Origin of the sequence: Streptomyces sp. DvalAA-43 (assembly GCF_900091725.1) — a bacterium.
Classification (GTDB): domain Bacteria; phylum Actinomycetota; class Actinomycetes; order Streptomycetales; family Streptomycetaceae; genus Streptomyces; species Streptomyces pulveraceus.
On sequence record NZ_FMBW01000090.1, the window covers coordinates 36,725 to 60,293 of the forward strand.

20 protein-coding genes are annotated in these 23,569 nt (G+C 72.3%); 1 reads left to right on the plus strand and 19 read right to left on the minus strand.

Annotation, left to right across the window (positions count from 1 at the left end):
• Positions 1–112: 112 nt before the first annotated feature.
• Genes GA0115234_RS37480 through GA0115234_RS37495 form a run of 4 tightly spaced genes read right to left on the minus strand, consistent with a single transcriptional unit; the run spans position 113 to position 4,273 of the window.
• On the minus strand, positions 113–1,132 hold the full coding sequence (locus GA0115234_RS37480) for a hydroxyacid dehydrogenase (RefSeq protein ID WP_093550697.1): 1,020 nt from the start codon (positions 1,130–1,132) through the stop codon (positions 113–115).
• A complete protein-coding gene (locus GA0115234_RS37485; protein ID WP_176729384.1) occupies positions 1,129–1,980 on the minus strand; it encodes a carbohydrate ABC transporter permease in 852 nt (283 codons plus the stop codon). The genes GA0115234_RS37480 and GA0115234_RS37485 overlap by 4 nt, the downstream gene beginning before the upstream one ends.
• Positions 1,977–2,921: a carbohydrate ABC transporter permease gene (locus tag GA0115234_RS37490; RefSeq protein ID WP_093550699.1), complete on the minus strand. Its 945-nt coding sequence runs from the start codon at positions 2,919–2,921 to the stop codon at positions 1,977–1,979. Before GA0115234_RS37490 ends, GA0115234_RS37485 begins: the two co-directional genes overlap by 4 nt.
• Entirely contained in the window at positions 2,918–4,273 is a 1,356-nt protein-coding gene (locus GA0115234_RS37495) for an ABC transporter substrate-binding protein (RefSeq protein WP_093550701.1), read from the minus strand. The genes GA0115234_RS37490 and GA0115234_RS37495 overlap by 4 nt, the downstream gene beginning before the upstream one ends.
• 312 nt (positions 4,274–4,585) lie before the next feature.
• On the opposite strand from GA0115234_RS37495, the gene GA0115234_RS37500 reads away from it, so the two are divergent.
• Complete coding sequence (locus GA0115234_RS37500) at positions 4,586–5,707, plus strand: substrate-binding domain-containing protein (protein WP_093550703.1); 1,122 nt, start codon at positions 4,586–4,588, stop codon at positions 5,705–5,707.
• Between the two features lie 60 nt (positions 5,708–5,767).
• On the opposite strand, the gene GA0115234_RS37505 is transcribed toward GA0115234_RS37500, so the two are convergent.
• The 15 genes from GA0115234_RS37505 to GA0115234_RS37575 all read right to left on the minus strand — a co-directional run bounded on the left by GA0115234_RS37505 (position 5,768) and on the right by GA0115234_RS37575 (position 23,558).
• Complete coding sequence (locus tag GA0115234_RS37505) at positions 5,768–6,988, minus strand: OsmC family protein (protein WP_093550705.1); 1,221 nt, start codon at positions 6,986–6,988, stop codon at positions 5,768–5,770.
• 64 nt (positions 6,989–7,052) lie between these two features.
• Positions 7,053–8,336, minus strand: coding sequence for a trans-sulfuration enzyme family protein (locus GA0115234_RS37510; RefSeq protein WP_093550707.1), 1,284 nt, complete (start codon positions 8,334–8,336; stop codon positions 7,053–7,055).
• 30 nt (positions 8,337–8,366) lie between these two features.
• A complete protein-coding gene (locus GA0115234_RS37515) occupies positions 8,367–9,626 on the minus strand; it encodes an MFS transporter (RefSeq protein ID WP_161275738.1) in 1,260 nt (419 codons plus the stop codon).
• 151 nt (positions 9,627–9,777) lie between these two features.
• Positions 9,778–10,929, minus strand: a complete 1,152-nt coding sequence (locus tag GA0115234_RS37520; RefSeq protein ID WP_093550711.1) for a SagB family peptide dehydrogenase — start codon at positions 10,927–10,929, stop codon at positions 9,778–9,780.
• Positions 10,930–10,997: 68 nt separating this feature from the next.
• Positions 10,998–12,164, minus strand: a complete 1,167-nt coding sequence (locus tag GA0115234_RS37525; protein WP_093550713.1) for an alpha-hydroxy acid oxidase — start codon at positions 12,162–12,164, stop codon at positions 10,998–11,000.
• Entirely contained in the window at positions 12,161–13,135 is a 975-nt protein-coding gene (locus GA0115234_RS37530; protein ID WP_141718533.1) for an alanine racemase, read from the minus strand. Before GA0115234_RS37530 ends, GA0115234_RS37525 begins: the two co-directional genes overlap by 4 nt.
• Complete coding sequence (locus tag GA0115234_RS37535) at positions 13,132–14,217, minus strand: histidinol-phosphate transaminase (protein WP_093550717.1); 1,086 nt, start codon at positions 14,215–14,217, stop codon at positions 13,132–13,134. The genes GA0115234_RS37530 and GA0115234_RS37535 overlap by 4 nt, the downstream gene beginning before the upstream one ends.
• 31 nt (positions 14,218–14,248) lie before the next feature.
• Entirely contained in the window at positions 14,249–15,355 is a 1,107-nt protein-coding gene (hppD, locus tag GA0115234_RS37540) for a 4-hydroxyphenylpyruvate dioxygenase (protein WP_093550719.1), read from the minus strand.
• A gap of 52 nt (positions 15,356–15,407) precedes the next feature.
• Entirely contained in the window at positions 15,408–15,638 is a 231-nt protein-coding gene (locus GA0115234_RS37545; protein ID WP_093550721.1) for an MbtH family protein, read from the minus strand.
• A 26-nt stretch (positions 15,639–15,664) separates the two neighbouring features.
• A complete protein-coding gene (locus GA0115234_RS37550) occupies positions 15,665–16,468 on the minus strand; it encodes a thioesterase domain-containing protein (RefSeq protein ID WP_161275739.1) in 804 nt (267 codons plus the stop codon).
• Between the two features lie 45 nt (positions 16,469–16,513).
• Positions 16,514–17,698, minus strand: a complete 1,185-nt coding sequence (locus tag GA0115234_RS37555; RefSeq protein WP_093550725.1) for a cytochrome P450 — start codon at positions 17,696–17,698, stop codon at positions 16,514–16,516.
• Positions 17,695–18,870, minus strand: a complete 1,176-nt coding sequence (vioD, locus tag GA0115234_RS37560) for a capreomycidine synthase (RefSeq protein WP_161275740.1) — start codon at positions 18,868–18,870, stop codon at positions 17,695–17,697. Before vioD ends, GA0115234_RS37555 begins: the two co-directional genes overlap by 4 nt.
• Positions 18,867–19,895: a TauD/TfdA family dioxygenase gene (locus GA0115234_RS37565; protein WP_093550729.1), complete on the minus strand. Its 1,029-nt coding sequence runs from the start codon at positions 19,893–19,895 to the stop codon at positions 18,867–18,869. The genes vioD and GA0115234_RS37565 overlap by 4 nt, the downstream gene beginning before the upstream one ends.
• 62 nt (positions 19,896–19,957) lie before the next feature.
• A complete protein-coding gene (locus GA0115234_RS37570) occupies positions 19,958–21,100 on the minus strand; it encodes an aromatic ring-hydroxylating oxygenase subunit alpha (RefSeq protein WP_093550730.1) in 1,143 nt (380 codons plus the stop codon).
• Positions 21,101–21,110: 10 nt separating this feature from the next.
• Entirely contained in the window at positions 21,111–23,558 is a 2,448-nt protein-coding gene (locus GA0115234_RS37575) for a non-ribosomal peptide synthetase (protein ID WP_343335970.1), read from the minus strand.
• Positions 23,559–23,569 lie beyond the last annotated feature (11 nt).

Consider the following 23,569-nt stretch of genomic DNA (forward strand, 5'->3'; position numbering starts at 1 on the left):
GGGTGTTGCCGGGGACCGGTGCGGGTTCGCGCGCGGGCCGGGTGCTGCCGAGGATGTGGAGGGCCGCGCGGCAGGACGGTGCCCCGCGCGGCGGCGCCGGTGCCCTCGGCGGTCACGCCTGTGTCACCAGGGATTGCGCGGTCACCGGGGAGAGGGGCGGCAGGCCCGCGGCGTAGCGTTCGAGTTCGGTGAGGACCGCGGCGGTCATGGTCCTGGTCTCCGAACCGAGCGAACCGGCGATGTGCGGCGTGAGGACGACGTTCGGCAGGTCGTACAGGGGGCTGGTGGCCGGCAGCGGTTCGGGCTCGGTCACGTCGAGGACGGCGTGCAGGCCCTCGACGCAGGCGGCTTCGAGCGCCGTGTGGTCGATCAGGGAGCCTCGGGCGGTGTTGACGAGTACCGCGCCGGGCGGCAGCGCGGCCAGTTCCGCGGCTCCGATCATGTGCCGGGTCGCGGGCAGCTCCGGCGCGTGCAGACTCAGCACGTCGGCCCGGGGCAACGCCTCCTCCAGCAGGGCAGGTTGGGCCCCCGACGCGGCGATCTCCACCGGGTCGGCGACGGGGTCGACGACCAGCACCCGGGCGAGGCCGAGGGCGTGCAGAAGACGGGTGACCCGCCTGCCGATGCGGGAGAAGCCGACCACGACGACCGTACGGTCACGCCCGCTCAGCTCGCCCCGGCCGTCCCGGTACGTCCAGTCCTCCCTGAACCGCCGTGCGTCCGCCGCGAGGAAGGGCACCTTCTTGAACGCCCACAGCACGGCGGCGAGCGTGTACTGGGCGACGGGTTCGGCGTTGGCGTCGGCCGCCGTGGTCACCAGGAGGCCGCGGTCGAACGCGGCGGCCGGTACGTGGCCGCGTACGGATCCCGCCGCGTGGAGGACGGCGCGCAGCCTGGGAGCTGCCCGTAGCACCGGCTCGTCCAGCACCGGGCAGCCCCACGAGGTGATCAGCACCTCCGTCTCGGCGAGGCGTGCGAGGACGCGGTCGGAGCCCAGGTCCTCGGCGGCGGGCGGCTCGCCCAGGCCGGCCGCGGCGTGCAGGCGGGCCATCTCCGCCGGGCCGAACTGCGTCTCCCGGGACCGACGGCTCATCAGCAGGAGCGTCTCGGGTCTGCGTACGGAGGCGGTCATTTGACACTCCCGGCGGACAGGCCGCTGCGCCACTGACGCTGCAGCACGATGAAGGCCACGACCAACGGGACCACGGCGAGCAGGGATCCGGTGATGACCAGGGGGTTGTAGTCGGGGAACTGGGGTGCGCGGGTGCCCCATTGGTAGATCCCCAGGGTCATGGGGAACAGCTTGGGGTCGGTGAGCATCACCAGCGGCAGGAAGAAGTTGTTCCAGATGCTGACGAACTGGAACAGCAGGATGGTGACGAATCCGGGCAGCATCACCGGCAGGGCGATCCGCACGAAAGTGCGCAGTTCGCCCGCCCCGTCGAGACGTGAGGCCTCCAGGATCTCGTCGGGTACGGACGCCTCGGCGAAGGTCCGTGCGAGGTAGACGCCGAAGGGGTTGGTGAGCAGCGGGATGAACACCGCCCAGAAGGTGTCCACGACGCGCAGTTGTGAAGCGAGGAGGTACAGCGGCAGGGCGAGGGCGGTGGGAGGAACCAGGACGCCGGCCAGGGTCACCGCGAACAGGGCGCGTCGTCCGGGGAAGTCGAGCTTGGCGATCGCATAGCCGCAGGCGGTGCAGATCAGCGCGCCGAGGAAGGCACCGGCACCGGCGTAGAGCACGGAGTTGCGGATCCAGTCGAGGAAGACCCCGTCCTCCCGGGTGAAGAGTTCCCGCAGGTTGTTCCCCAGGTTCCAGTCCGCGAACTCGAAGGCGCTGCTGGTGGAGAAGTCGCCGACGGACTTGGTGGCCGATGTCGCCAGCCAGACCAGCGGCAGCACGCTGTAGAGCGCGGCGAGGAGCAGTACACCGTGCACGGCACCCCGCGAGGTCCAGCGGGGCGCGGTGGGCGCTTTCATCGTGACCTCCGGGCGGACAGGCGCATCACCAGCGCGGAGAGCAGGGCCGAGGCGACGGCGAGCAGGATGGACGCGGCGGCGGCACGCCCGTAGTCGTTGCTGATGAACGCCGCTTCGTAGATGTAGAGGCTGGGGGTCCAGGTGCTGGTCACCGTGCCGGTGAAGGTCCGCAGCACCAGGGGTTCGGTGAAGAGCTGGAGCGAGCCGATCGTGGTGAACACGAGCGCGACGAAGACCGTCGGCCGGATCATGGGGACCTTGATGGACAGTGCGGTACGGAGGGCACCGGCGCCGTCGGCGCGTGCGGCTTCGAGCACCTCGCGGGGCACGGTCTGCAGTGCGGTGTAGAAGATGATCATGTTGTAGCCCATCCACTGCCAGGTCGCCATGTTGACGATGGAGGGCAGCACGCCGCTGTCGCCGAGCGGGTCGAACGGAAGGATGTCGTTCAGCGGGCCGATGCCCGGACTGTAGAGGTAGCCCCAGATCAGTCCGGCGATCACCCCGGGCACCGCGTGCGGCAGGAAGACGGCCAGCGACCACATCTGCCGCAGCCGTACGGCGGCGGAGTCGAGGAGCAGCGCGAGGACCAGGGCGCCCGCGAGCATCACCGGGATGTGGATGAGCGCGTACAGCGCCACATGGGCCACGCTGTCCCGGAACGCGGGGTCGCCGAGGACCGATGTGTAGTTGCCGAGGCCGGTGAACACCTGGCGGTAGCCGTCGAAGCCGAGCCCCGAGAGCCGGTCGGTGAACAGGCTGAGGAAGAGGGCGTAGCCCATGGGCACGAGCACCGTGCCCAGCAGCAGGAGCGCGAACGGGGCGGCCAGAGCGATGCCGGACAGCCATCGGCGGCTCGTCCGCCGGGGTGGACCCGCGGGCGCGGCCGTCGGGGAGGGGGCAGGTGTTGTGGTCGTGGGCGTGGTTGTGGTTGTGGTCATGCTCGGGCCTCGTTCGTCACGGCCAGGCCACGCGCCCGCATGGTGGCGACGGCGGACGACTGGATGCGGTGCATCGCCCTGGGCATCGTGGTCGCCCCGGTGGGGACGGGCCCCAGGGCGTCGGCGGCGGCGGAGAAGACACTGAGCGCGTTGGGGCCCCAGGTCCACGCGGGTACCCGGGTCGCCGCTTCGTCCAGCACGTCGTGGACCGGGTCGCCGATGAAGTAGGAATCGTCGTACGCCTCGCGGGCGACGCGCCTGCTGGACCGGTAGGCGGGCGAGGGGAACGTGATCTTCGCCCCGATACGCGGAACGGCGGGATCGGTGCTCAGCCAGCGCAGGAACGTCAGTGCCGCTCCGGGTACGTCGCACTCGGCCGAGATCCCGAAGGCGGAACCGCCGTGCACGCCGTTGGCCGGTTCGCCGTCCCAGGTGGGCATCGGCGCGACGGCCCAGCGGCCGGTGTCCTCGGGCAGGGACTTCTTCAGCATCCCCACACTCCAGGTCGCGCCCAGGAGCCCCCAGAGTTCGCCCTTGTGCATGGCGGCGGTCCAGCTCTGCGTGCCGGTGCCGGCGCTGCCGACGCGGCCGGAACCGATCATGTCCTGCCAGTAGTCGGCGGTACGCAGGGTTCCCGGCCGGTCGATGCCGACCTGCCAGGAACCGTCCGCGATCCGCCACCACGGGTCCCCGGCCTGCCAGGCCATTCCGGCGAGGAACGCGCCGTCGTTGAGGGGGAAGGTGGTGATCCGCGCGGCCGGGTCGGCCCGGCGGACGGCCGAGGCGGCGTGCCCGAACTCCTCCCAGGTGCGGGGTGCCCGGATTCCCGCGTCGTCGAAGAGGTCCTTGCGGTAGAAGAAGGCCATCGGGCAGAAGTCCATCGGCACGGCCCAGGTACGTCCGTCCGGACGGACGCCCTGCCAGGCGGCGGGCAGGAACCCGTCGGCGAGGTCGTCGAGGTCGTCGGTCAGCTCGCGCAGACCGCCCGTCGTCAGGATCTGCGGCAGGGCCTGGTACTCCACGTGCAGGATGTCGGGGGCGTTGTGCGCGCGGATGGCGTTGGTCTGCTGCGCGTAGCCGCCCGAGACTCCGGCGGCGATCACGCTCAGCTCGACATGGACGTCGCGCTGAGCGGAGTTGAACGCGTCGACGTACTGGTCCATCCCGGTCAGCCAGGACCACAGGCGTACCCGGGTGGCTCCGGGCGACACGTTCGCACAACCGCCGAGAGCGCCACCGGTGAGCAGTGCGGCGCCGAGGCCGGTGGAGGTGCGCAGCAGCGACCTCCTCGACCAGTGCGTCCGAGGCCTGCCTTCTCCGTCACCGGCGTCGGGTGGGATGCCGAGCACCATGAGTTTCCTTTCACGCAGCGAGCTGTTCGCACACTCCAGCGCCGCCGGAACCCCTGGTCAACGGAGACGAAAGGAAGCGATCAATATCGATAGAGAACGAAAGTCAATGACAGGGCGGAACCCGGCCCGCACGACGCACCGCGCCACCGGAGGGCGACCGACCCGTCCGTCGACCTGCCCGCTGAGCAGCTCCGAGCCTGCGACGAGTCGCGGTCTCCGCCTTCCGCACCGCCGGGACGATGCGATAGAACTGCACCGGCGAAGAGAAGCCGAACGAAGCGAAACGATCACCAGAACGGCGGGGGCGACTGCATGACGCTGGCTTCGGAACGGCAGGAACTCATCCTCGCCGCTGTCCGGGAGCGGGGCACCGTACGCCTGGCCGATCTGGTCGCACGGCTCGGCGTCACCGCGGTGACCGTCCGGCGGGACGTGACGATCCTGGCCGACCGGGGCCTGGTGCAGCGCGTGCACGGCGGGGTCACCCAGCCCCACCGCGGTCATCCGCCCGAGCAGCGGGCCCCGGTGGTCTCCTCCCCCTTCGGCCGACTGCCCGGCCAGGCCCTGGTGGGCATGGTGGTTCCCACGGTCGAGTTCTACTGGCCGCCCGTCATCCAGGGCGCCCAGTCGGCCGTGGCCGCCGCAGGCGGACGGCTGGCGCTCCGCGGTTCCGCCTATGACGCCGCGGAGGACCGGCGCCAGGTCTCCGCGCTCCTCGGCCGCGGGGCCCGTACCCTGCTGATCGCCCCCACCACCACCGGAGAGCCGGGCCTGGACCTCCTGCGCTGGCTCGGCGGCCTCACCGTCCCGGTCCTGCTGGTCGAGCGCCTGCCACCACCGGCCCTGCCCACACTGCCCCTGGACGCGGTGACCACCGCGCACAGCCTGGGGGCGGGCCTGGCGGCGCGGCACCTCGTCGCACTCGGCCACCAGCGGATCGCCTTCGTCACCGCCCGGTTCAGCCCCACCACCCGGGCCCTGCTCGAAGGGTGGCGGGAGACCGTCGCCTCGCTCGGCCTGCCCGGCGGTGAGGACCTCGAATTCGATGTGCCCGCCTACGGCTCCCCCGGCTGGGCCGACGCGTACGACACCGTCCTGCGACGCTGCCGGGACGCCGGGGCCACCGCCCTGTTCGTGCACTCCGACCGGGAGGCCATCGGCCTGACGGAGCGCGCCCGCGACCGGGGGCTCACCGTCCCCGACGACCTGGCCGTCGTCTCGTACGACGACGAGGTCGCCGCGGCGTGCGACCCCCCGCTGACCGCCGTCCGCCCGCCCAAGCACCGGCTCGGCTCGGTCGCCGCCGAAATGGCCCTGGCACGCATGGCCGACCCCACCGAACGCCCCGTGCACCGCGTGCAGTTGTGGCCGACCCTGGTCGTCCGCGCCTCCTGCGGGGCCGCCGGGACCACTGCGGCACCGGCCGACTGGTGAGCCGACGGCCGATCGCCCGCGCCGGGCCACACCACACCGGCCACCGAGAGCTCGGCGGCGCTACGCGCCCGCGGTCTGCGCTCCCACGGCCTGCTCCTCGTCGCGGGCTGCCGCCGTCTGCCTGCGGGTGATCTCGTCACGGAGGGCCTCGGTGTCGGCCAGGGTGCTGGTGCAGTCCACCACGGGGTGGCCCTGGTGGAGCAACTGGACGTCCACCGCGAGCGGGGCCAGCAGCGTCGCCGGGATCACGGCGCGCGACAGGGCCGTGCGCAGCAGCTCCCGCGCCTGCGGCACCGGGGTGGCCCCGGTGACCCCGAGGTGCAGGGTCAGCGCGTGGAAGCGGCTCGGGACCTCGCGCACCACGTTCAGCATGCCGCGCGTGTCCAGTCGGCCCGAAGCCGTCAGGCGGGCCCCGTCCAGGGGCACGCACCGCCGGTCCGCCTCCTCCGCCAGCAGCGCGGCCACTTCCGTGCACACCGCCGAGAGCAGGATCTCCTGGGAGTTGGGGCCCTTGTCGATGCCCAGCATCTGCTTGGCCTGGTCCACGATCAGCGGTTCGGAGCGGCGGCTCCGCCCGTCGACCGTGAGCGAGGTGGTGTACACGGCTTCGGAGCCGTACTCCCAGACGGCGTCGGCCTCCACGAGGCACTCCACCTCACCATCGGCCGGGGCCGCGACCGGGGCCCAGTCGACGGGGACGGGCGCGGGCCCGCCCGGGGCATCGAGCGTGTGCACCGAAGCCTCGAAGGGTGCGCTGTCGAGCAGTGCCTGATGGTTGGGGCTGAAGGCGGCGACCAACTGGTTGACGGACCGCAGGAGTTCCTCGGGCGCCTCGCAGTCGATGGCGCACGACCAGCGCACGTCCGTCAGCGGAGCCCCGGGCAGTGGGCGCAGCCCGTCCGCGTCCAGGGCCAGCCGTCCGCGCGCCGTCACCCGCAGCGACCCCAGGCTGACCCCGCGCGCGGTGTGACCGTTGACCTGGGTGATCAGCACGCAGGCGGCCACCGCGGCAAGGGCGGACTCGTACGCGGTGGGTGCCGCCGGGCCGGTGGCCTCCTCGCCCGGGGCGGAGAACGCACGGTGGTACAGGGTGAAGTCACGGGCCACCCGCAGGGTCCCGGTGCGCAGCGCACGGGTCCGGCAGGCGGTGTCGCGTTCCGCCGCGCCCGGTCCGGTGTCCAGCGGCAGTGTGACACCGAAGTCCGCGATCGCCTCCTCCGGATGGTCGCGGTATTCGTGGACGCTCTCCGAGACCCCGGTGATGTTCAGGCCGTTACGCATGGTCGTACCTCCAGAAGTCGTTCTCGCACGATGAGGCGGGTGGACGGCCGCGCCCCGCGCCCGCTCACAGCGAGGACAGCGCCTGCCCGAGGTCGGACAGGAGGTCCTCCGGATCCTCGATCCCGGCGGAGAAGCGCACCAGGCCGGGTTCGATGCCGACCTCGCTGCGCTGGCGCTCGGTCAGGAAGCTGTGCGAGGTGTTGAACGGAAGGCTCACCAGCGACTCGACCCCGCCCAGGCTGGTGGCCACGACCGGAAGCCGCAGTGCGTCCAGCAGTTTCAGGGCCGTCTCGTCCCCGCCCTCCACCTCGAACGCGACCATGCCGCCGTAGCCGTCCGTGCACAGGTCCGGCATCCACCGGTACGGGTAGTCCGGGAGCGAGGGGTGGTGGACGCGGCGGATCGCGGGGTGACCGGCGAGGTAGGCGGCGACCGCCGTGGCGTTGTCGCTCTGCCGCCGCATCCGCAGCGCCAGTGTCTTCAGGCCGCGCTCCAGCAGGAAGCAGGTCATGGCGTCGAGCGAGCCGCCCAGTTTGAGCATCTGGGACCAGATGCGGTCCACGTACTTGCGCGAGCCGGATACGGCGCCGGCGGTCACATCGCTGTGGCCGTTGAGGTACTTGGTCGCGCTGTGGATCACGAGGTGCGCCCCGTGTTCGAGCGGCCGCAGGTGGACGGGGGTGAGGAAGGTGTTGTCGACCACCAGGAGAAGGTCCGACTCGGCCGCCACCTCGCCGAGTTCCTTCAGCGGGAGGCCCTTCAGCAGGGGGTTGCTGAGCGTCTCGAAGAACAGCACCTGGGTCTCGTCGCGGACCGCCCGGCGAACGGCGTCCGGGTCCGTGGGGTCGGTGAAGGTGACGGACCGGCCGAGCTGGTGCATGTCCTCGCGCAGCAGGTTGAAGGTGCCGCCGTAGACGTCCCGCGAACTGATGATGTGGCCGCCTCGGTTGGTCAGGGCGAGGAGGGTGGTGCTGATCGCGGCCATGCCGGACGAGAACACCAGACAGCTCTCGGCCGACTCCAGCGAGGCGATCTTCTCCTGCACCGCCCACTGGTTCGGGCTGCCGTAGCGGCCGTAGATCGCGATGTCGCGGATGTGCCCCTGGTCGAAGGCCGCGTAGCTGTCCTCGGTGAACTCGAAGGTGGTGGTCTGGAAGACCGGGGTGCCGACCGCCCCGGTGACCGGGTCCTCGTAGGTCCCCGCGTGGACGCTGCGGGTGCTCGGCCCGGTGTCGTCCACCACTCGTTGCTGCGGCAGGCGCGGGCCGGGGACCCGGCCGCGCTGCAGGCTGTCGACCCACTGCCGTCCCGGACCCGGCCGGGGCGCGTTCCCCTCGGATGTCGCCATGGTTTTCGTCCTCTCCTCAAGACACGGGAACTACACGGGCCGCGCGGCCGTCGCCTCCAGGCACCGCACCTCGCGCACCGCGAGCGGGCTGAGGCTGATCACCAGATGGAGCAGTCCGCAGGCCAGCAGCGTGTGCCGCAGGCCCAGATGGCCGCTGAGCGGGCCCGCCGCCAGCAGGCCCAGCGGCTGGCTCGCGTACGAGCCGCACCATTCGTACGCGCTGACCTTGGAGAGCGCCGAGGGCTGCACCTGCTGTTGCAGCACCGTCTCCCACAGGGGGTTGAAAACCATCAGGCCCAGGCCGCCGACGAACCCCGCCGCCGCCAGCAGCACCGCCGAGGAAGCCTCGGACATCACCAGGGCGGGGGCCGCGAAGCCCGCCACCGCGCAGACCCCGAACCGCAGCGGCCGTCGCGGACGGACGTAGACGGCCAGCGCGCCACCGCACAACGCCCCCACGCCGGACGCCGCGAGGACCAGGCCCCAGGTCTTCGGGCCGCCGAGCTCGCGCTCGCTGAGCACCGGGCCCAGCACGGTGAACACCGCGAAGAGGCCGTTGGTGAGGGAGGCGGCGGTGATGACGCTCCACACCCAGGTCCGGCCGCTGAACTCCCGCCAGCCCTCCCGGAGATCGCCCAGGATGTCGCGGGCCTGGAGCGGCCCGGTGCCCTGCGCCGCCGTGGTCCGAAGCCGGGTCAGACAGCAGGCGCTCACCGCGAAGGTCGCGGCGTCGCAGGCCAGCGCCCAGCCGGGGCCGGCCAGGATCACCAGTGCCGTCGCGGCCGCCGGGCCGAGGATCATCATCCCCGAGTACGACATCGACCGCAGGGCGTTGGCCGACTGGAGCTCGTCGTCGGGGACCACCTGGCGGACCAGCCCCGTCACCGCCGGGGTGAACATGGCGCTCGCCGTGCCGTAGACCGCCTGAAGGGCGGCGAGCTGCCAGATGCTCGCGGTGCCGGTCAGCAGCAGGGCGGCGGATCCGCCCTGGCAGACGAGCCGGACCAGGTCCGCGCCCATCATCACCCGGTAGCGGGGCAGCCGGTCCGCGATCACACCGCCGATCAGCATGAACCCCACGATCGGCAGCGACCTCGCGACCATCACCAGCCCGATGTCGCCCGCCGATCCGGTCAGGCCGAGGATGGCGAAGGCCATGGCCGGGCCGACCAGGAAGTCACCGAAGGAGGAGCTGAGCTGGGCGAGGAAGAACCACCGGTACGCGGGCCGGCGCAGCACCGCGAGCCGCGCCCGGCCCGTCGGTTCCGCCGTCCCCGGCGACTCCGCCACCCCGGTCGGTTCCGCCGTCCCCGGCGGCCGCTCGGCGTCCTTCCGGACCGCGTCGGTCCCCTCTGCGCTGTCGATCGGTGCCTCCCCCGCGGACCCGGTCGGCCGCGGCGCCGACGGTCTTGCTCCGCCCTGCGCCGGGGCCTCTCCGACATCATGCACCGCGACCGTCCCAGGCGTCCCCGGCGAACGAGAAATCGGCCGGACCGCCTTCCAGCATGGCTTTCTGACGCACCGTCTCCTCCTGGGCCGGGACGCCGATGCCGTTGAGACCGACCAGGATCTCGGTCGTCCAGTCCAGTCCCAACGCCTCTTCCACGGCACCGTCCCGGGTCGCGGCGGTGAAGAACACCCCGAGGCCCAGGGCCGTGCCCACCAGATAGGCGGTCTGGCTGAAGTGCCCGAGCTCCATGAACAGCGTGCGGTACGTCCGGCCGGTACGGTACTTCCACGCGGTCCGTTCCAGGTGGGCGGTGTAGAAGAGCACGACACCGGCGTCACCGACGTAGGACTGTCCACCGCACCAGTGGACGAGTTCGTCGGCGTCCACCTTCCGGTCGGGCGCGATGGACTCCAGCACGTGCTCGGCGGCCCGGTAGTGGTAGATGCCGGGCTCGACGCCCTCGACACCGAGCACGACCGGATAGACCTCCAGGGTGTGCAGCGCGCCGGCCGAGGGGCTGGCCTTGAGCAACTGTGGCTGCAGACCGCTCGGTTCGACCGTGTGCAGGGCGCCGGCCACCCAGTGCAGCAGGGTGGCGAGCTCCTGCCGGGGCACCTGTGCGCCGCGCTCGAACCGCCTGGTGGTGCGTCGGCGGCGCAGCACCTGGTCCAGCCCCGGCCCGGCGAGAGGTGTGTCGTCGGCGGGCGGCAGCGGAACGCGGGGAGCGTCCGGGTACTGCTTCGCCTGGGCGGGCTGCGGCCGGTCGGGCAGGGTCCGCAGGAGCCAGGCGGTGTCCTCGGCCGCGGTGCTGAACTTCTCGTCGGCGTGGGTGCGGGTCGCGAGATGGAAGTAGCGGGCCGCGGTGCCCCATTCCGCCCACGGGCCGAGCCGTTCCTCGAAGTCGTGCTCGGGCGAGCCCTCCGCCACCAGGACGTGGGCGGCCAGCAGTTGGGCGATGAGCCGGCCGTCCGGGTCCCGGTCCGCGGTGTCACCGCCCGGGGCCGGGGACCAGTCGGCGAAGCGCGGCAGCACACGGCGGGCGTCCGCGCTCAGCGCGAACTGCCGGTGCCGCACCGGGTCGTCGCACACCATCGTGCCGTTGCGCCAGGTGAAGACGGAGAGTCGTGAGATGCGCAGGCGCACGGTACGGGCCCTTTCTCGGGTGACGGTCGGGCGGCCCTCGCCGCCGGCTGCGGACAGAAGCGGTGCTCTCAGGCCGTGAGCGGCGCGGTCCGCAGGGACGCGGCCGCCTCGGGCCGCGCACAGCCGGCCAGTGCCAGCGCGTCCTCCAGCTCCAGGGCGAGCAGTTCCAGCAGGCGCCGCACCCCGGCGGCGCCGCCCACCGCGAGCCCCCAGAGCGCCGGCCGTCCGACCAGGGCCGCCGAAGCCCCCAGGGCCAGGGCGCGCAGCACATCGGCCCCGCTGCGGATTCCGCCGTCCACCAGCACCTGCACCTGGTCCGGCAGGGCTTCGCGCACGGCCGGCAGGGCCTCGGCGCCGACGACCGCTCCGTCGAGCTGGCGGCCGCCGTGGTTGGACACCACCACCGCGTCCACCCCGAGGGCGGCGGCGCGGGCCGCGTCGTCGGGGTCGAGGATCCCCTTGACCACCAGGGGCAGTTCGGTGTGCTCGCGCAGCCAGGCGAGGTCGGACCATTGCAGGCGGGGGTCGAAGGTGGCCGTGGTGTGCACCATGAGGGAGCTGGCGTCCGGTCGTGCGTCGTGCGCGGGCGACAGCTGGGCCCCGGTCGGCAGGTTCACCGCCCGGATGTGCGGCGGCACGGTGAAGCCGTTGCGCAGGTCGCGCAGGCGCCGCCCCATCCTGGGTACGTCCACGGTGAGGACGACGGCCCGGCAGCCGGCGTCCTCGGCCCGGCGCAGGAGGTCCACGGTGAGCCCGCGGTCACGCAGCCAGTACAGCTGGAACCAGGTGCAGGCGCCGACCGCGGCGATCTCCTCGATGGAGCAGCTGTTGAGCAGGCCGCCGACGTACACCGCCCCGGCGTCCCGGGCGGCCGCGGCGGCGGCGAGTTCGCCGTCCGGGTGCAGCAGCCTCTGGTACGCCATGGGGGCGATCCCGAGCGGCAGGCCGAGCGCGCTGCCGAGCAGGGTGGTCCGGGTGGTGCACTGCGAGACGTCGTTGAGCATCCGGGGGACGAGCGCGATCCGCTGCCAGGCGAGCCGGTTGGCCGCGACGGTCCGCTCGGAGCCCGCTCCTCCGTCGACGAAGTCCCGGAGCCCGGCTTCCATCCGCTCGGCGGCGGCGCGTTCGAGGTCCGCCACGCTGAGCAGCGCGGCGAGTCTCGTGGCCTCGGCCGGATCGGCCGCCGGGGGGCGGGCCTCCCGCGCGGGTGCCGCTCCGTACGGTGCAGTTGTCATGTGAGGACGTCCGTTTCCTTGTCGCCCGTGGCCAGGACGGCCCATTCCGCGGGCTCGTCCGGCCGTACGCGGCCGGGCAGCAGCGCCCGGACTCGCTGCACCACGGGGCACACATGGGCCGGCAGCCAGCGGTTCCCGGACCGGCGGGCGGTGTCGTCCGCCGCGAGCCACGCGTAGCCGTACTCCCCCACCAGCTCGGCGGCCTCGCGCGGGCCGGACACCGAGAGGGCGATCTGCTCCTCCGTGCACACGCCGATCGCGGCGAGGCCGACGTCCTGGAGCGCGTACGCCCCCGCGCACACCTCGGTGATCCCGTCCACTTCCAGGGCCCCCGCCGCGGTGGGGGTGCCTCCGACGCACACCGTGGCGCACGGCAGACCGTGCGACCGCAGCAGCCCGGCCGTCTCGACCAGCGCGGTGGCGTACGCGGCGCCGATCGTGTGCCGGGCCTCGGCGTCCGCCGCCGTGTCGAGGCCGCGGTAGCCGGTGACGCCCCGCAGCCGCAGCCACGGCCGGTCCACCACCGCGCGGGCCAGCGCCAGCACCTCGGACGGGGCCGGGGGGCTGCCGTCCGGGCCCGCGCGCAGGTCGAGGAGGACGCCGACCGGTGTCGAGCGGCGCGCGGCCGCCCGGCCGAGTCCGGCCACCGCCTCGGGGGACGCCACGTGCAGCGTCAGCCGGCAGTCGGCCGCCGACCGGGCGAAGAGTTCCCACCGCCAGGGGTCCTCCCAGGGGTGGGAGACCACGATGTCCCGTATCCCCGCCCCGGCGTAGCGGCGGACCTCACGCGCGTGGTGCACGGCGATGCCCCGGGCCCCGGCGGCGATCTGCCGCCGGGCTATCTCCACGGTGCGGTGTCCCTTGACGTGCGCCCTGACGCGGACGCCGGCCGCGGCGGCCCTGCCGTGGAAGCTCCGCAGATTGGTGTCGAGGCGGTCCGGGTCGACGTAGGCGACCGCGTCCGCCGTCACAGCGCCGGCCCGGCCGGTGTCCTGAACTCCGCGGCGGCGGCCAGGAATCTCGCGTTCTCGCCGCCGGTTCCGACGGTGATCCGGACGCCTTCGCCGGGGAACGCCTTGACGAGGACCCCGCGTTCCAGGCAGTGCAGCCGGAACGCGTCGGCGTGCGGGCCCAGCCCCAGCCAGAGGAAGTTCGCCCCGCTCACCGGGACCTCGTGGCCGAGCCCGAGCAGTTCGTTCCTGACCCGCTCCCGTTCCTCGATCACCGCCGCGCAGCGCAGCGCCAGCGCCTCGTCGGCGTCGAGCGAGGCGACGGCGGCGGCCTGGGCGACGCTGCTGACCGAGTACGGCAGGGCCAGCCTGCGCAGCCGTTCAGCCACGTCCTCGCAGGAGACGCCGTAGCCGATCCGCATCCCGGCGAGGCCGTACGCCTTGGAGAAGGTGCGCAGCGCCACGACGTTGCCCCGTCCGGCGGCGCTCCGGTCCCGGACGTATGCCATGCCGTCCAGCGCGTCCGGCCGGCGGACGAACTCCCAGTAGGCCTCGTCGAGCACGACGAGGACGTCCTCGGGGACGGAGTCGAAGAACTTCTCCAGCTCCGCCCGGCCGAGGTCACCGCCGGTCGGGTTGTTGGGTGTGCACACGAAGACCAGCCGGGTGCGGTCGCCGACCGCGTCCGCGAGCGCCGTCAGGTCGACCCGCCCGTCCGGGCGGAGCGGCACCCGGCGTGCGGTGGCACCGACCGTCCTGGCGATCAGCGAGTACGCCTCGAAGGAGGGCCAGGGGAAGACGATCTCGTCGCCGGGCGCACTCGTGAGCTGGGCGAGCTGCAGACACAGCGCGATGGATCCGGCGCCCAGCGACACCTGGCCGGGGGTGACGCCGAAACGTCCGGCCAGGTGCTCGCGCAGGACTCGGCCGCTGCTGTCGGGGTAGCGGTGGACCCGGCCCGCGGCCCGGCCGATCACCTCCAGTACGGGGTCGAGCGGGCCGAACGGCAGCTCGTTGGAGGCGAGTTCGACCGCGTCGGCCGGAATCGGGACGGTACTGAATCCGGCGAGATCGTCGAGATCCGGACGGGTTCGGACTGGCATGATCCATTCTCCTCACTCGGACGCCCGGCGGCTACACGGCGTCGCGCTGCCGCAGCCGTTCCTGCTCCACCGCCGCGTAGAGCGACTTGATGTTGGCGCTGCCGAAGGTGTTCGCTCCGGCCCGCTCGATGACCTCGAAGAAGAAGGTCTTCCGCGGGTGGGTGGACCGGCAGAAGATCTGGAAGAGCTGGCCGTTGTGGTCCTCGTCGACGAGCAGGTCCAGGCCGCGCAGTTCGGTGATCGAGTGCCGGGAGAGCTCCAGCCGTTCGGCGAGGGTGTCGTAGTACGCGCCCGGTGTGCGCAGGAACTCCACGCCGCGCTGCCGCATCGAGCCGACGGTGGCCACGATGTCGGCGGTCGTGAGTGCGATGTGCTGGACCCCGGCCCCGCCGTGGTTCTTGATGAACTGGTCGATCTGGCCGGGCTCACCGGTCAGGTCCGGCTCCAGCAGGGTCAGCACGACCTCCCGGGAGGGGCCGCAGACCACCTTCGAGTTCATCGCCTGGGTGCCCACCTCGATGTGTTCCTCGAACATCACCGTGAAGCCGAGCACCGTCTCGTAGAACTCGACGGTCGGGTCGAGCTGGCCCGCCTCCACGCAGACCGCGAGATGGTCCACCGCGTACAGCTCCGGCTCGCCGTTCCCGGGTCCGGGGTACGGGGAGTCGTCCAGGAGCGCGAGGCCGGGCAGGGCGCGCGGGTCGGCGTCGGCGGGCCGCTCGACGAAGGTGTGCAGCACATCGCCGAAGCCCGCCACCGAGGCGGTGACGATGCCGTCGTGGTCGGTGGGTGCGGCGACCGGGCGGGCCCCGCGCGACACCGCGGTGGCGAAGGCGGCACGGGTGTCCGCGACGCCGAGGCCGATACCGGCCACGCCGTCGCCGTGCGCCTCCGCGTAGAACCCGGCGGGGTGGTCCTGCACCGTGGTCTCGGTGAGCACCAGCCGGATGTCGCCGCCGCCCACGGCGACCGACCGGGTGTCGTGCGCGGCGACCGCCGTGGAACGGGCGTAGGGCGCGAGCCCGAGGCCGTCTACCAGCGCGGGCAGCGCGGCGTCCACATCGGCCACGTGGAACTCGATGTGATCGAGGGCGAGTCCGTGGAACACGTCCGTCCCGCTGTCACCTGTCTGTGTCATGGGACTGTTGTCCTTTCCTCGGTCCGGCCGGGGAGCCGGGGGCTGTTGCGGATCAGGCGACGGGCTGCGCGGTGGCGCCGTCCATGGCTTCGGCGAGGCTTCTGGGGCGCATGTCCGTCCAGGTCCGCTCGATGTGGTCGAGGCAGGACTGCCGGCTGTCCTCGCCGTGCACCTGCTCCCAGCCCTCGGGTACGGGCAGCCGGGCCGGCCACAGCGAGTACTGGTGCTCGTCGTTGCGCAGCACGAGGTAGCGGGCGTCGTCGTCCTCGAACGGGTTGGTCATCGCGGTTTCCTTCCGTGGGTCGGTGGTCATGTCAGGCGGGCGAGGTGCCCGGTGACGACACGCGCGATCTCCCCGGCGTGTTCGGGGTCGAGCACGGCGCGGTGCTCGCACGGCAGCTCGTGCACGTCGAGGTCGCCGCCGATGTGGGGGCGCCACTGGTCGGCGTCGGCGCCGGAGCGGCCGGGTTCCTTCGCCGCGCTCATCAGCAGCACATCGCCGTCGTAGTGGCCGGGCCGATGGGCGGCGATGATCTCGCAGCTGTTGGCGAAGACGTCCAGCAGCCGTGCGAGGTGGCTCTCCTCCCAGCCCGCGAAGGCGCTGCCCGTCGCCCTGACGCGCTCCCGGAGCTCGGCGGGCGTCGCCCGGACCGGGTCCAGGCCCTCGATGTCCGCCCGCAGCTCGTGCAGGAACCCCGCGCGGATCGCACCGGGGCCGCCTTCGGTGAACCGTTCCCCGTCGCCGGGGAAGCTGTCGAGGATCGCGACCAGCCCGACCTCCTCGCCAGCCGCGTGCAGGATGCGCGCCATCTCGTGCACGGCGAAGCCGCCGAGCGACCAGCCGAGCAGGTGGTACGGCCCGGTGGGCCGGACGGTCCGGATCAGCCGGAGGTAGGTCACCGCCATCTCGTGCACCGAGCGCGGCAGGGTGGCGTCGGGGAGCAGCCCCGGGGACTGGATCGCGTACAGCGGGTGGGCGGGTGCGAGCGCCCCGCACAGGGTGGCGTAGCACCAGCCGACGCCGATGCCGGGATGGACGCAGAACAGCGGCTCGGCGGTGCCGCGGGGGCGCAGGGCCAGCAGGGTGGCGAGGCCCTCACCGGTGTCGTCCACTGCCGACTCCCTTCTGATGGTGGTGGGTTGGTGGTCGGGGCGGTCTCAGCGCCAGGTCAGGTCCACGGTGAGGGCGCGGTAGCCCTGGATGATGTTGGAGTGCAGCCACGACGGCTCGGTGGCGAGCCCGACGCCGTCGATCCGGTCGGCCATCGCGGAGTACAGCGAGTGCAGTTCGATCCGGGTCATCGCGGCGCCGAGGCAGTGGTGCGGGCCGTGTCCGAACCCGAGGTGGCCGTTGCCGCGGTCGAGCCGGAACGCGCCGGGGGACGCGAAGACGGCCGGGTCGCGGTTGCAGGAGGCGAGCCACACCGCGACCGCGTCGCCCTTGCGGATCGACGCGTCACCGACCCGTGTGTCCTCGGACGCCACCCGCAGCACGTGCATCGCGGGGGATGTCCAGCGGACCGTCTCCTCGACCGCGGCCGCGATCAGGGAGCGGTCGGCGGCGAGGGCGGGCAGCAGGTCGGGGGTGACCGCAGCGGCGTGGAAGGCCCCGGTGATCGCGTGCCGGGTCGTCTCGTTGCCGCCGACCAGGACGTTGTCGCAGTTCATCACCACGTCCTCGAACGGCAGGGAGCCGTCGGCCAGCAGCGCGCTGGGCAGGTCGTCGCCGGGGTGTTCGCGGCGGAAGTCGACGAGTTCGTGGAAGTACACCAGGATCTGGGTGTGGGCCTCGCCCGGGGACAGCTCGTTGCCGCCGGCGCCCGCTTCGCCGAAGGCGTCCCGGGTGAGGGCGATCAGCCATTCCCGGTCCGACTCGGGAATCCCGAGGATCTCGCAGACCACGGAGGCCGGCAGCCGCGGGCCGATGTCCTTGGCCACCTGGACGGCCGGTTCGCCTTCCAGCCGGTCCAGCAGGCTGTGCGCCTCCCGGGCGACGAACTCGGCCATCGTGTCGGCCTTCAGCCGGGAGAGGAAGGGGCCGATCAGTTTCCGCAGCGCGTGGTGGCGGGCCCCGTCGGTGACCACGATCATGCGGCCGCCGGCATGGTCGGGGTGCTCGGCGTCGAAGCCGAGCATCATGCCGTACTCGGAGGTGAACGGGCCCTTCGGGCCGAGGACCCGGCTGCCCAGCCGGTGGGAGAACACCGACCAGAACCCACTGGGCGTGGTGCCCGGTCCGGTCCAGGGGACTGCCTGTGCCAGCGCCATCTCCCGCCACAGGTGGAAGCGGTCGGCGCTGGTGTACAGCACGGGGTCGGCCAGGTCCGGGGTATCCGTGATCATGACGTGCCTCTCTCGGGGTGGGCACCGCTCCCGGTCACGACGTCCCGGAAGGTGTGCGCCAGCACTCCGAGGCCGCGCTCCAGGACGGCGGTGTCGCAGCCGAACCCGATCCGCATCCTGTCCGGGTGGTCGAAACAGCTGCCGGGGACGACGAGAACGCCGTGCTCGGCGAGGAGCGCCTCGCAGTGCGGCTCGACATCAGCCACTCCCCGTACCCGGGGCAGCGCCACCACACCGCCCGCCGGCAGCGCGCAGGCGAACAGGTCCGCGTTGTCGGCGAGCCAGGCGGCGAGCACCTCCCGGCCGAGCCTCGCCCGCCGCAACTGCGGGGCGAGCACCGCGTCGGCGTTCTCCAGCACGGCGGTGGCGATGGCCTCGCTGAGCGGCGAGGTGGAGAGTGTCAGGTAGTCCCGCAGCCGCACCATGTCGTCGATCAGCGCGGGCGGTGCCACCGTCCATCCCAGCCGGAGCCCCGGCAGGCCGTACGCCTTGGAGAGGGTGCCGAAGGAGACACAGCGCTCGATGAGCGTCGTCGGGTCGGGCAGGGGCGGGGCCTCGTAGGTGAGCATGGTGGAGGCGCCGTCCCAGAACAGGTGGCAGCCGTGCCGGTCCACGAGGTCGAGCAGCCGCCGGAAGCCGGTCTCGTCGAGGGTGACGCCGGTGGGGTTGTGCGGGAAGTTGACCACCACCGCGCGGGTGCGCTCGGTCAGCAGGCCGGCCAGCCGGTCCAGGTCGGGCGCGAAGTCGGCGTCCCCGTCGAGCGGCCACTCGACCAGCCGGGCGCCGAGCGCCTCCGCGATGCTCCACAGCGACTGGTAGGCGGGGCGGACCGTCACCACCTCGTCGCCGGGCCGGATCAGTGCGGACAGGGCCAGGAACATCGACTCCGACGAGCCGTGTCCGACCGCCACCCGCTCGGGATCGGGCACGCCGATGTGACGGGCGATGGCCTCGCGCAGCGGTGCGGCACCGGTGGAGGGGCTGTCCCGGAACGGCAGGGCGGCCAGGTCGGCCAGGTCCACTCCGGCCAGCTCCCTCAGGTCGCCCAGGGTGTAGTTCTCCACCCCGGAGCTGGAGATGTCCGTCCGGGCGTCGAAGTAGCGGTCACGGAGCCAGTATTCGAGGCGCGCGGGCGCGATGGCGGCCAGGCCCGCGAAGTCGGGGGCGCTCATCCGATGACCCGGGCGGAACCGTCCACCCATCCGGGCCGGGTACGGCGCAGATCCTCGACGATGTTGATCCGCTTGAGCCAGCGGTCGGCGCCCGTGTACGCGGCGCGGAAGGCGCGCCGTCCGTGCACCGCGTTCCGGTTGTCGATGAACCCCATGTCCCCGGCGTGCAGGGCCAGGTCGTAGAGGCTCCCGTCGATGTGCGCGACCACGCACTCCAGGGCGCGCTTGGCCTCCTCGTCGTCGTCCGCGGCAACGGTGTAGTCCCGGTCGATGCGCAGGACGGGCGCGTCCGCGCAGCCCTCGATGACGGCCACCGCCGGGGCCTGCCCCCGCTCGGTGCCGGCCCCTTCGTGTGCCGCGTCCGGGTAGGTGCGGAAGCGGGGCTGCGCGAGGATCCGCCCGATGTCCTCGGGGATGCGGTCCAGGTCGACGTACCCGACGGTGGTGGGGGTCAGGTCGGGGCTGCGCAGGCACAGCAGGCCGACGTAGTCGGCGCGGGCCGGTGAGAAGGCGTCCTCGATGTGCCAGCCCAGCTCCTGCGTGCTGCTGGCGCTGATCAGGCTGTACTCGTAGCCGCGGGTCGGCACCACGTCGGTGACCAGCCGCCCGTCCTGCTGGGTGGCCCAGCCGATCGGGTCGCCGAGCAGGGCGCCGTACAGCATCGCCAGGAACCCGTACGCCCGGCAGTCCTCGCGGTCGGCCTCGCGCCAGCTGTCCGGGGTCTGTCCCAGGTGCTCCTCGTCGATCACGTTGCCGCTCACCACCAGGGCGTGTTTCCGTTCGTCGAGACGCCCCGCGTTGAGGAGGCTGCGGGCACGTTTGGGCAGGTCGTGGGAGATCACCGCGACGTCCGCCAGGAAGGCCGGGTCACCGGGGTGTCCGTACTCGTGGGCGCACCGCTGTGCCAGTCGGTGGGCCTGGGCGGCTTCCTCGGGGGTGAGCACGCAGCGGATCACGAAGCCGGGTCCGGCCCGGTCCACGTTCTCGTCGTGCGGGTGCACCGGTGGATGTGCCGTGCTGGTCATGGGGCTCCTCACGGTGGGTGGACCGCCACACTGGATTCGGGCGGGGTGGCCGCGACGGCGGCTCAGGAACGGCCGGTCAGCATGCGCAGCATCCAGTCGTGCAACTGGTGGACCGGCAGGTCGAATTCGGTCAGCCGGGCGGGCTCGGCAAGCCCGCTCTCCAGGCCGCTCTGGACGAGGGCACACGCCTCCATGTCCTCGACGTGGATCGCCTTCAGGCCCTCCATCGTGACGGCCAGCCGCTCCGCGAAGTGCGGGGTCTCCAGCTCGTCGGGGGGCAGCAGGAATTCCCACGACACGCGGTGTTCGGTGGTGCTCTCCGGGATGATCCTCAGCCAGAACGCGGAGCCGGGCTGGACGCCCGCGCAGAGCAGGGGGAACACCGAGAACAAGTGCATGTCCTTGGACGGGGAGCCCTCGACGTCGACGAACGACTGCATGTACAGGTAGTCGTCGCCGCAGGTCATCGACGCGCAGCTCCACGGCTCGCCGTGGTTGTCCACGGCGCGGGCGGTCTTGGCCGGCAGCAGCGGGTCGAGCGTGCCGGAGTGGGTGCCGAGGTGGTGGTAGTACTCGTTGAAGTTCTCCCACATCACCTTCCAGTTCCAGGCCGAGTCGAATTCGACGGCGGCGACGGTGACCATGTCGGCCAGCCCCCAGCCGTCCAGGACCGTGTCAAGGCCGGACAGTGACGGCCCGAGCGGCTCGGCGCCGCCCGCCGGGTTGACGAACAGCCAGCCCTGCCACAGCTCGTGGGGGATCTCGGCGAGCCCACAGGCCGCCCGGTCGATCCGGGGGCCGACCAGCGGTGCGGAGAGCAGGCCGCCGTCGAGACCGAAGGTCCACCGGTGGTAGGGGCAGACGATCCGGGAGGTCTCTCCGGGCTCCTCGGCCAGCCGCATGGAGCGGTGGGTGCACGCGTTGGGGAGGACGTGGAGCGTCCCGGCGGCGTCGGTGGTGAGCAGCAGACTGTACCCGGCGGCCTCGGCCGGCCGGTACGTGCCGGGTCCGGGCAGCTGGTCCACCCGGCAGACCGGGACCCAGCCCCGGCCGAACAGCTCACGCTGCTCCGTCGCGTACAGCAGGGGGCTGGTGTAGAAGTCGGCCGGCAGTCCCCGGCCGAGAGCGACCTGCTCCTGTGCGGCGAGAAGGTACTTGGGGAGCTCGGTGGCCTCGGTGGTGGGGGTGTGCTGATGGTCGGTCACGGTCGAAACCTCATTCCTCGCGTATCGGTCGGAGTGCCGGCCGGGTCGGCGCGGCTTCGTTCAGCCGGGTCACCAGTCCGGCCACCGTGGGTTCGGCGAACAGTGCCTGGATGCCGAGTTCGGCTCCCATCACCGAACGGACCCGGGCGATCAGACGGGTGGCCAGCAGCGAATGCCCGCCCAGATCGAAGAAACTGTCATCGACCCCGACGTCCGGCAGGCCCAGCACCTCGGCGAACAGACCGCACAGGACCTCTTCCCGGGCCGATCTCGGCCGCCCGCCCTCACCCACCACCACGTCCGGGACCGGCAACGCCCGCCGGTCCAGCTTCCCGTTCACCGTCAACGGCAGAGCGTCCAGCACCACGAACGCCGACGGCACCATGTACTCCGGCAACGCACCGGCCACCACCGACCGCAGCGACGCGGGGTCCAGCACCGCGTCCCCGTCCGGCACCACATACGCCACCAACCGCCGGTCACCCGGCACGTCCTCACGCACCAGCACCGTGACCTGACCCACCCCGGACGCCGCGGAGACCCCCGCCTCCACCTCACCCAACTCGATACGGAAACCCCGCACCTTCACCTGGTCATCCACCCGGCCCACGAACTCCAGCACCCCGTCCGAAGCCCAACGCACCAGATCACCCGTCCGGTACATCCGCTCACCCACCCCGAACGGACACGCCACGAACCGCCCAGCCGTCAACCCCGAACGCCCCAAATACCCACGCGCCAGGCCAACCCCGGCCACGTACAACTCCCCCTCCACACCGACCGGCACCGGCGACAACCCACCGTCCAGTACGAACACCCGCGCATTTCCCACCGGACCGCCGATGGGGATCTCTCGACGGCCGCATTCCTCGCCCGGCCGCAGATGCCAGACGGTGGAGGTGACGGTGGCCTCGGTCAGGCCGTAGACGTGGATGAGCTCGACGCCCGTCGCGCCGAAGCGCCGTAGCAGTTCGGGCTGGATGCGTTCGCCGCCGACCGCGACGAACCGCAGCGACGGCGGGACGGCGAGGTGCTGGCCCGTGGTCTCGTGCACCCACTCGTGCCAGAAGGCCGTGGTCAGCTCGACCCCGGTGACGCCGTACTCGGCGAGGCAGTGGTTGAGGCCCACGACGGACGACAGCACGCCCGGTTCGGGGACCACGAGGGCGGCACCCGCGGCGAGGGTCGGCAGCACCTCCTCCAGCAGGACGTCGAAGCCCGGGGAGGCGACCTGGAGGATCCGGTCGGCGGGGGTGAGGGCGAACTCGCCGACCATGGTGAGCGTGTAGTCCACGACCGCACGACGCGTGAACACCACGCCCTTGGGCTGCCCGGTGGACCCGGATGTGTAGAAAACGCAGGCGGGTTGGTCGCCACGGAAGGGCCGCTCGGGCGGTGCCGTGGCGGGCATCGTGGCGACGGCGTCCGCGAGCGTCTCCGTCGGCAGGGCCGTGCAGGCGGACCGGCTGTCGAGCACGGACTCCAGAAGTGCCGCGCGCCCGACGGCCAGCCGGACCTTCGAGTCCCTTACGATCCGGCGGAGCCGGTCCGGCGGGAGCTTCGGGTCGAGTGGCAGGAAGGCGTGACCGGCCTTCAATACCGCCAGCAGGGCGACGACCAGCTCGGTGCTCGGCTCCAGGACGAGCGCGACGGTGGTGCCGGTGCCGGGGAGCCGTGCGGCCAGGTGGTGGGCGAGGCGGTTGGCGCGGGCGTCGAGTTCGGCGTAGGTCAGGGTGGTGTCGCCGGCCAGTACGGCGGGGGCGTCCGGGGTGTCCCGCGCCTGCCGCTCGAACAGCTCGGGCACGTCGATGTCGGGAACGGGGGCCGTTCGGCCGCCCAGCTCCGTGAGGAGTTCCCGGCGCTCGTCGGCGCCGAGGATGTCCGCCTCGTGCGGGCGTCGGTCGCAGTCCGCGACCAGGGCACCGAGCATTCGTTGTAGCCGGTCGACCAGGCGCCGGGCGCCCGCCTCGGTGTACAGGTCGGTCGCGTACTCCAGTTCGGCGGTCATGCCGGCCGGCTGCCCGTCCGTGCCGGTCCGGGGGGAGAAGGCGAACAGCAGGTCGAAGTTGGCACCGGCCATCACGGTGGCCGCCTCGGTCCCCAGCCCGTCGAGCGCGAACTGGCCGTCCACGTCGTCCGCGAACGACAGCATGACCTGGAAGAGGGGGTTGTGGGCGAGGCTGCGGGTGGGGTTGAGGTGCTCGACCAGCCGGTCGAACGGCAGGTCCTGATGGGCATAGGCCGCCAGATCCGCTTCCCGGACCCGGTCGATCAGCTCGGCGAACGTCGGATCACCCGACGTGTCCGTCCGCAACACCAACGTATTCACGAAGAAGCCCACGAGATCGTCGAGACCTTCGTCCGAGCGCCCGGCCACCGGAGAACCCAGAGCAATGTCACTACTCCCGCTCAGACGGCTCAACAACGCTGCCAGGGCCGCCTGAACAACCATGAACACCGTGGCATGAT